Genomic DNA, 8,663 nt, shown 5'->3' with positions numbered 1-8,663 from the left:
ACACCTCAGGCGGCGGCCCGGGCCCCAGCTCCGGCGGTGCGCCCCCGCCGGTCCCCGTCGTGGGCCGCGCCTGGCCGGTGGGATGGCGTCCGTCGGTGTCCCGTGGCTGGGAACCACCGGCGACCGCCTACGGCAGCGGCCACCGGGGCGTCGACCTGGCCGCGGCCCCCGGTGCCCCGGTCCGGGCCGTCGCCCCCGGCCGTGTCTCCTTCGCGGGCCGGGTCGCGGGCCGCGGGGTCGTCTCGGTGGAGCTGGCGGGTACGGGAGAGCCACCCCTGCGCACGACGTACGAACCGGTGCGGGCGTCCTTGAGGAAGGGCACCGAGGTGGCAGCGGGCGAGGCGGTCGGGGTACTGGAGCCGCCGGGCTCCCACTGCCCGTCGTCATGCCTGCACTGGGGCCTGCGCCGCGCGGACACCTACCTGGACCCGCTGTCCCTGCTGCCCCCGTGGCTACTGGGCCGGGGCCCGTCACGCCTGCTGCCGGTCACCGGGGTACCGCGGACGCCGACGGAGCACCGCGTCCACCGCGTCCACCGAGGACGCGCCAGGGAGGGAGAACGCATCCAGGAGCAGCCGTACGTCCCCCACCATGACAGACACAGCCAAGCCCTCGGTGTCCCCCGCATCCGCCCGACCGCTCCGGCCGCTCCCGCCGGCCCGTTCGGTCGGCCGGGCAGCTCACGGCAGGGCAGGGCCGCTCACGGCAGGGCAGGGCAGGGCGGCAGTCGGCAGGGCAGCCCGGAAGGGCTCAGCCCCGCACGCCCCGCAGGGCCATCACGACGGCGGCCTCGGTGATCACTTCGGGTTCCTCGGCCGCGCCCAGCTCGATCCTCCGTACCGCCGCGTCCGCCATCCCCTGGAGGAGCATCGCGGCCATCCGGGGCTGCTCGTGGCCCATGTCCCGCAACGCCTCCACGATCATCGCGACGAGCCCCCCGTGGGCGGCGCGGATCTTCTCGCGGGCGCCCGCGTCGAGCTCGCTCGCGGAGATCGCCACCACGGCCCGGTGCCGCCGGTCGCCGACGAGGGCGAGCTGCCGGCGGACATACGCCTCGACCTTGCCCTCGGGCGTTTCGGCCAGCGACATCGCCGCCTCGACCTCGGCGGCCCAGAGCGGGAAGTCGACCTCGCAGAGTTCCTCGACGACAGCCGCCCGGGACCGGAAGTACTCGTACACGGAGGAGCGCGCGAGACCTGTCCGCTCGGCGAGCGCCGGGAACGTCAGCGCCTCCGTCCCGCCCTCGGACAGCAGTGACCGCGCCGCGTCCAGCAGGGCGGCTCGCTGCATCGACCGGTGCTCGGCCACGGAGGCCGCTCGAATCCTTGGCACGCTCCCACTTTACGGACGCCTCGCCCAGGACGGGAGTGTCCCGCCGGGGAGGGCTTGATCGATGCCCTCCGGACGAAAGGATTCCGCAAGGTCCGCCGAGGTCGGGGCCGCCCCGTCGGGGGCGTCCGGCCGCCTGCGGGCGCTCCCCGTCCCGGTTCGCCGCCGCGGCCCGGAACGGAGCGATCCCGCCAGGTCAGCGCCCGAAGCTCGCCAGTTTCGCCCGGAGCTGGAGCACGGACTTGGTGTGGATCTGGCTGACGCGGCTCTCCGTGACCCCGAGCACATTGCCGATCTCGGCGAGCGTGAGCCCTTCGTAGTAGTAGAGGGTGACCACCGTCTTCTCCCGCTCGGGCAGCGTGTTGATGGCCCGCGCCAGGAAGCGCCGCAGCTCACGGTCCTCCGCGACCTCCACGGGGTTGTCGGCCGCGGTGTCCTCCAGCGTGTCCATCAGGCTCAGCCGGTTGCCGCCCTCACCGCCGACGTGCAGCAGTTCCTCCAGGGCCACGACGTTGGCCAGTGACAACTGGCCGAAGACCGCGTGCAGTTCCTCGACCGCGATACCCATCTCGGCGGCCACCTCGCACTCCGACGGCGTACGCCGCAGCCGGGCCTCCAGCGTCGCGTAGGCGCGCTCGACGTTGCGGGCCTTCTGCCGCACGGACCGGGGGATCCAGTCCAGTGCCCGCAGTTCGTCGATCATCGCGCCCCGGATCCGGGTGATCGCGTACGTCTCGAACTTGATCTCCCGTCCGATGTCGAACTTCTCGATGGCGTCGATCAGCCCGAACACCCCGGACGAGACGAAGTCCGCCTGCTCCACGTTGGGGGGCAGCCCCACGCTCACCCGGCCCGCCACGTACTTGACCAGGGGCGAGTAGTGCAGGATCAGCTGCTCGCGCAGCCGCTCGTCGCCCGTGGTCTTGTACGACCTCCACAGCTCGTCGAGCGTCGAGGGGGCGGGCGGGCGCACGCCGCTGCGGGCAGCGGGGGGAACTGCCGCCCGGTCAGACCCGGAGGTGTGCTGGGGCATTCGTCGCCTTGTGCCGTTCTGCAGTGAACTGTGAGTACCTGCGTGAGCTGTCGGTCTGATGTCGAGTTGCCTGTCTGCTTCGGATTCCGTGTGAGCGTAGCGTGACTGGGGAGTCGCAGTGTGCGAACAGTGACGGACTCACCGTGCGCAGATACGTTCCGCTGGACATCATCAGGGGTGCGGCTGTCGCTGTGCGTAATCATCTTGTGGCGTCAACCAGCGCAATCCCCCTCGGGTTCGGGGATCCTCCGAGCAGCCGAACACGCTGGGTCAGCATGACCCCTGGTCCGTGCCGATGGACCTCATGGCCTGGCGTGTCAACTTCCAGCCGTCGCCCTGTCGTTCGACGAAACCGAGCGAGCGCAGTTCGTACAGCTTCGCGACGGCCTCGTCCTCGGTCGTGCCCGCGCCCCGGGCGATCTCCTGCCGTGGCAGCGCCTTCCCGGCGGGCAGCGCGGCCAGCACCCGGCCGGCTGCCGGGTCCAGGAGGTCGCGCGGCAGTACGGGGCCGCGTCTGGCCGGGGCCAGCTCGCCCATGTCTCCGACGAGTTCCGCCACTTCCGCGGCGTCGGTGACCAGGACCGCGTCCCCGCGCAGCAGTTCGTGCACACCCGCCGAGAGGCCGCTGCTGGCCGGGCCCGGCACTCCCATCGTGAATCTGCCCAGCCGCTGCGCGGCGCGGGCGGTCACCAGCGCGCCGCTGCGGTACGCCGCCTCGACGACCACCGTGCCGCGCGTCAACGCCGCGATGACCCGGTTGCGCAGGATGAACCTGCTCGGCGTCGGATGGTCGCCCGGCGGCAATTCGCCGATCACCAGACCCTGTTCGGCGATCCTGTTGATCAGTTGCGTGTGGCCGCGCGGATAGGGCCGGTCGACCCCGCAGGCGAGGACGGCGACGGTGGCGCCGCCCGCCCCCAGCGCGCCGCGGTGCGCGGCACCGTCCACGCCGTAGGCGCCTCCCGACACCACGACCCACCCCCGCTCCGCGAGCCCGGCGCCGAGCGTGGACGCCATGTGGGCCCCGTACTCGGTGCAGGCCCGCGCACCCACGACCGCGACGGAGCGCAGTGCCCATATCCGCAGGCTGGGCAGGCCCCGCACCCACAGTCCGATGGGCTTCGCGTCCCCGAGGTCGTCCAGTTGCCCGGGCCACTCGGAGTCGCCCGGACACACGAAACGCGTCCCGGAGTCCCGCGCCGTCGCGAGGTCCCGCCGCGGATCGGCCCGCTCCGCCCTGGCGCGCAGACCCGCCCATCTCGCGTCCGTCACACCTGGCAGCCGCCGTCCGTCTCCGGCGAGGCACCCGGCGACCTCCTCCGCTCCACTCTCTCGAAGCCACCGTCCGCAGATCTCGTCCCCCGGTTCGACGACGCGTACGAGGAAGGCCCGGTGCAGCCGCTCCTCCTCCCCGCTCACGCCGACGCGCCGATCGCCATCGGGACTCCCCGGGGGACCCCGGTGCGCAGCTGCAGGGCGAGCGTCACGTCCGCGGCCCCGGGCCGGTCACGTCCGGCGAGATCCGCGACGGTCCAGGCGACCCGCAGGACGCGGTCGAGTCCGCGGACGGTGAGCACGCCCCGCTCCAGGCTGTGCTCCGCCTCGTCCATGGCGCCCGGGGCCGCGTGCCACCGGCTGCGCAGCTCACGGCCCGGCACCTCGCTGTTCGTGCGCCACGGGGTGTCCGCGAGGCGCGCGGCGGCCCGCTCCCTGGCCGACCGGACCCGGTCGGCGACCGTCTCGGTGGACTCGCCCCGCGCACCCCGCTCCATGAGCTGGGAACGGGTGACGCGGTCCACCTCGACCCGCAGGTCGACGCGGTCGAGCAGTGGTCCGGAGAGCCGGGCCTGGTAGCGGCGGATCGCGGCGGGCGGGCACTCGCACAGGCTGTCCCGCTGCGAGAAGCGGCCGCAGGGGCAGGGGTTGGCGGCGAGCACCATCAGGAACCTGGCCGGGAAGCGCACGACACCGGCGCTGCGCGCGATCACCACGCGCCCCGACTCCAGGGGCTGGCGCAGCGCGTCGAGGGCGTGGCTGCTGAATTCGGGGGTCTCGTCGAGGAAGAGCACGCCCCGGTGGGCGAGCGACACGGCTCCCGGCCGTGCCACCCCCTGGCCGCCGCCGACCAGGGCCTGCATGGTCGCGGAGTGGTGCGGGGCGCAGTAGGGAGCCACGCCGACCAGGGGCTTGCCGGGCGGCAGCAGGCCCGCGACGGAGTGGACGGCCGTGACCTCCAGGGACTCGCCCCGGCCGAGCGGCGGCAGGACGGCGGGCAGCCGCTCGGCGAGCATGGTCTTGCCCGCCCCCGGCGGCCCCTCCAGGAACAGGTGGTGTCCGCCGGCCGCGGCGACCTCGACCGCGGTCCGCGCCGAGAGCTGGCCGACGACGTCGGCGAGGTCGTGACCGTGGTCGTACTGTGCGGCGCCCATGCCGTGCATGCCCGTGGCCGCGTCCGTGCCCGGCAGGCGCAGACCCGCGAGCGGATCGGTGCGGCCCCGCTCGTCCGGATCCTCGTCGGGCACGGGTTCGTCCGTCAGGACCGCGACGAGCTGCCGGAGGCTGCGGACGCCCAGCACGGACACACCGGGCACCAGTGCGGCCTCCGCGGCCGCGCACTCCGGCACCACCACCTGCTCGTATCCCGCGTCGGCCGCGGCCAGCACGGCCGGCAGCACCCCCCGTACGGGCCGGACCCGGCCGTCCAGGCCCAGCTCGCCGATCATCACGATGTCGGCCAGCACCCGTGGGTCGATGCGCTCGCAGGCGCCGAGCGTGGCACAGGCGATGGCCAGGTCGAAGCCGCTTCCGCCCTTCGGCACGGAGGCGGGGCTGAGACCGACCGTGAGTTTCTTCTGCGGCCACTCCGCCCCGGAATTGACCACGGCCGCCCTGACCCGGTCCTTGCTCTCCGTCAGGCTCTTGTCGGGCAGCCCCACCAGGGTGAAGGCCGAGATTCCGGGCTCCAGGTCCGCCTGGACCTCCACGACGACGCCGTCCACTCCGACGAGCGCCACCGAACACGTACGCGCGAAGCCCATCAGGCCGCTCCTCGCACGTGTTCCACCACGGGGGCGCCCCGGCGGGGCAGCAGCACACCCACGACGTCGATGCGGACGCCGCCGGGCGGGGACCCTCCGTGTTCCTGCAGCCAGCGCTCGGCGAGGCCGCGCAGACGCCGGGCCTTGGCAGGGGTCACAGCGGCCATCGGATGCTCGTAGGGCCCCGCGCGCCGGGTCTTGACCTCGCAGACGACCAGCGCGTCGCCCTCCCGGGCCACGATGTCGATCTCGCCGGTCCGGCCCGCGCGCCAGTTGCGCTCCAGGATCGTCATTCCGGCCCCGGTCAGCCGGCGCGCGGCCAGGTCCTCGCCGTACCTGCCGAGTGCGTTGCGTGCCTTGGACGTCTTACGGCGCGCCTCGGGCGCCATGGGCGACGCGGGCGCCGCCCGCGTCGCGATCGACTCGGACACCTGGGATGCTTCGGGCGCTTCGGATGTCTTCATGCCGGCACCACCTCCGGCGCCAACGATGGATCCATCGCGATCCGCTGTTGGATCTTGGTGGACGACCGCCCGATTGTGGACAACCCAGTCACCCTTACGGGCGGCCGCCATGAGCCCTCTAGCTGCCCGGCAGCTCCAGGTCGCTCTTGTTCAGCTCCTCGATGTTCACGTCCTTGAACGTCAGGACGCGCACCTGCTTCACGAACCGAGCAGGCCGGTACATGTCCCACACCCAGGCATCCGCCATGGACACCTCGAAAAACACCTCACCCTGAACCGAGTGCACCTGCATCTCGTAGTCATTGGTGAGGTAGAAGCGCCGTTCGGTCTCGATCACGTATTTGAACAGACCGACGACATCGCGGTACTCCCGGTAGAGCTTCAGCTCCATCTCGGTCTCGTACTTCTCGAGGTCCTCGGCGCTCATGGCATGTTCCCCTTCAGCCGTGCGTCCCCCTATTGTGCGCCAGCCCCGCGAGCCCCTAGACGATTTCCGTGTCGAGGGTCTCGGGCCTGGCCGGGGGCCCTTCGTCGAGCAGCCTGCGCAGCAGCTCGGCGAGTCTGGTCGGATACACCGTCTCATGTGCCCGGCGCAGTTCCTGGCACGTCCACCAGCGCGCTCCGGCGACACTGCGCCGTTCCAGCTCGGTCAGCCCTGCCGGCTCGGTCGCCGTCCGGCTCGTACGTCCCAGGTAGTACCACTCGTCCTGGTCCCAGCGGCGTCCCGCGAAGGGGAACGAGCAGATGCGCCGCCACAGCACCGGCCCCAGCTCCACCTCGGTGATACCGGTCTCCTCGGCGAGTTCCCGCAGCGCGGCCTCCGCCCTCGTCTCGTCGCCCTCCACCCCGCCGCCCGGTGTGAACCACCAGTCGTCGGACGGGTCCTCGGGTTCGTGCCCGTGCAGCAGCAGGATGCGGTCCGCCGGGTCCAGCAGGACCACCCTGGCCACCCTGCGCAGCTCACCGGGCCCACCGGCCTCACCAGGCCCACTGGGCCCACCGGTCTCACCAAGCCGACCGGTCTCACCAAGCCGACCGGTCTCACCAAGCCCCCCGGGCTCACCAAGCCGACCGGACCCACCGGGCCCACCGCCTGTCGGAGGTGCCCCCTCAGCCGGCAAGGGCCCGCTCCCCCGCTCCGGCACGGCCTCGCCGGCGCCCCGCCCGCTTGGCGACCGGCCCGTACGCCGCCCCGCCGAGGACGAGTACCGCACCGCCCACCACCGCCGCGAGGACCAGTCGCAGGGGGCCCGGCTCGGAGATGCCGCCGAGCGTCTCGAAGCCGGTGGGGCGGGCCAGCATGCCGTCCATGGGCCAGGCCACGGCGTCGACGCGCGCGTTCACCGCGCTGCGCGGCACCGTGCCGTTGCCCGCCTCCGTCAGGTGGGCGGTGGAGTCCAGCGAGCCGCTGCGCTCGTCGCCCAGCAGGAAGAGCCGGCCCTCGGGAACCTCGATGGACGGGATCGTGGACGACTCGGCCGCGCCGCCCTCCGGCAGGTACGGTTCCTCGATCTTCTTGCCGTTGACGGTCAGCCTGTCCTGCGTGCAGCAGGCCACCGTGTCCCCGCCGACGGCGACGACCCGCTTGACCATGGGAAGGTCGCCCCAGCTGGCCTGCTTGAAGACGACGACGTCACCGCGCTCGACCTCGGCGCCGTCGATGCGCTCGGCGAGCACCCGGTCACCGCTCGAGATGGTCGGCGCCATCGAGTCGGTCGGCACGGTGTACGGCTGGTAGACGATCGCTCCCCAGGCGAAGCCGCCGAGGAAGAGCACACAGCCGAGGGCCACGGCCAGTCCCGACAGTGTGCTGCCGAGCCGTCCGTGGCCCTCGCCCGTACCACGTGTCCCGCTCATTCCAGTGCTCCCCCGGCTCGGAGAACCGACCCCGCGGCCCTGGTCCGGGCCACGGAAGATCGGCGGTCTGGGACGGCACCCTACCCGGCGGTACGCGACCCAGAAACCCTGGTGTTCCAGGCGGTGAGGCGGCGCCTGCGCCACAGCACCAGCGGCAGCGCGCCCGCGAGCCCGAGCGCGCCCGGGGCGGCGGCGCCCAGGTTCTGGTCGAAGGTGTCCGGCACCGGGAGCGTGGACCAGCGGGTGGGCGGCCAGGCGACGACGACGGCACGGCCCACGACGTTGTCCACGGGCACGAAGCCCTTGTGCTTGTCCTGCTGGTGGTAGCGGGAGTCGAGCGAGTTCTGCCGGTGGTCGCCCATGACCCAGATTTTGCCCTCGGGAACCTTCAGCTTGAACTGGCCGCCGCCGTCGTCCACGGTGCAGGGCGTGTTGCCCGGGTACACGTAGGGCTCGTTCAGCGCCTTGCCGTTGACCTTCAGCGGGCCGGTGCCCTTGCATTCGATGGTGTCGCCGCCGACTCCGACGACGCGCTTGATGAGGTCCTTCTCCTCCGAGGAGGGCATCAGGCCGATCCAGCTGAGACCCTTCTGGATCGCGTTCGGGTTCGGCGTCGGCTCGCCCGCCAGCCACTTGTCGGGGTCGTGGAAGACGACGACCTCACCGCGCCCGGGCTCCGAGCCGAACCACGGGGTCAGTTTGTCGACGAGGACGCGGTCACCCTGCTGGAGGGTGTTCTGCATCGAGTCCGACGGGATGGAGAAGGCCTGCACCAGGAAAGTCTTGATCAGCAGCGCGAGGACGAGCGCGATGCCGATGAGCAGCGGAAGCTCCTTCCAGAAGGACCGCGGCTTCCTCGGCGCCGGGCCGGCGCCGTCGGCATCGGTGACGCCGCCGGCATCGGCGGTACCGTCGACACCGCCGGGGCCGCCGGTCCGTCCG

10 protein-coding genes are annotated in these 8,663 nt (G+C 72.6%); 1 reads left to right on the top strand and 9 read right to left on the bottom strand.

Annotation, left to right across the window (positions count from 1 at the left end; translation table 11 throughout):
* The coding region (locus tag HO151_RS00780; protein ID WP_217422741.1) for a M23 family metallopeptidase at window positions 1-797 on the top strand (797 nt) is incomplete at its 5' end.
* Here the strand turns inward: HO151_RS00780 and HO151_RS00775 are convergent.
* The 9 genes from HO151_RS00775 to lepB (HO151_RS00735) all read right to left on the bottom strand — a co-directional run.
* A complete protein-coding gene (locus HO151_RS00775) occupies window positions 751-1,308 on the bottom strand; it encodes a TetR/AcrR family transcriptional regulator (protein WP_173894209.1) in 558 nt (185 codons plus the stop codon). The genes HO151_RS00780 and HO151_RS00775 overlap by 47 nt on opposite strands.
* A gap of 217 nt (window positions 1,309-1,525) precedes the next feature.
* A complete protein-coding gene (gene whiG / locus HO151_RS00770) occupies window positions 1,526-2,362 on the bottom strand; it encodes an RNA polymerase sigma factor WhiG (RefSeq protein ID WP_173894208.1) in 837 nt (278 codons plus the stop codon).
* Between the two features lie 270 nt (window positions 2,363-2,632).
* Window positions 2,633-3,781: a DNA-processing protein DprA gene (dprA, locus tag HO151_RS00765; RefSeq protein WP_173894207.1), complete on the bottom strand. Its 1,149-nt coding sequence runs from the start codon at window positions 3,779-3,781 to the stop codon at window positions 2,633-2,635.
* Window positions 3,778-5,400 (bottom strand): YifB family Mg chelatase-like AAA ATPase, encoded by a 1,623-nt coding sequence (locus HO151_RS00760; RefSeq protein WP_173894206.1) that lies wholly within the window; start codon window positions 5,398-5,400, stop codon window positions 3,778-3,780. Before HO151_RS00760 ends, dprA begins: the two co-directional genes overlap by 4 nt.
* Window positions 5,400-5,789: a YraN family protein gene (locus HO151_RS00755; RefSeq protein WP_173894213.1), complete on the bottom strand. Its 390-nt coding sequence runs from the start codon at window positions 5,787-5,789 to the stop codon at window positions 5,400-5,402. Before HO151_RS00755 ends, HO151_RS00760 begins: the two co-directional genes overlap by 1 nt.
* A gap of 193 nt (window positions 5,790-5,982) precedes the next feature.
* Complete coding sequence (locus HO151_RS00750; RefSeq protein WP_005311352.1) at window positions 5,983-6,291, bottom strand: DUF2469 domain-containing protein; 309 nt, start codon at window positions 6,289-6,291, stop codon at window positions 5,983-5,985.
* A 55-nt stretch (window positions 6,292-6,346) separates the two neighbouring features.
* Window positions 6,347-6,823, bottom strand: a complete 477-nt coding sequence (locus HO151_RS00745) for an NUDIX hydrolase (protein WP_173894212.1) — start codon at window positions 6,821-6,823, stop codon at window positions 6,347-6,349.
* 151 nt (window positions 6,824-6,974) lie between these two features.
* Complete coding sequence (gene lepB, locus HO151_RS00740; RefSeq protein WP_173894205.1) at window positions 6,975-7,721, bottom strand: signal peptidase I; 747 nt, start codon at window positions 7,719-7,721, stop codon at window positions 6,975-6,977.
* A gap of 80 nt (window positions 7,722-7,801) precedes the next feature.
* The coding region (gene lepB, locus HO151_RS00735; protein WP_254594609.1) for a signal peptidase I at window positions 7,802-8,663 on the bottom strand (862 nt) is incomplete at its 5' end.

The sequence above is a fragment of the Streptomyces sp. 8P21H-1 genome (assembly GCF_013302945.1).
This window is presented reverse-complemented; position numbering and strand designations above follow the sequence as displayed.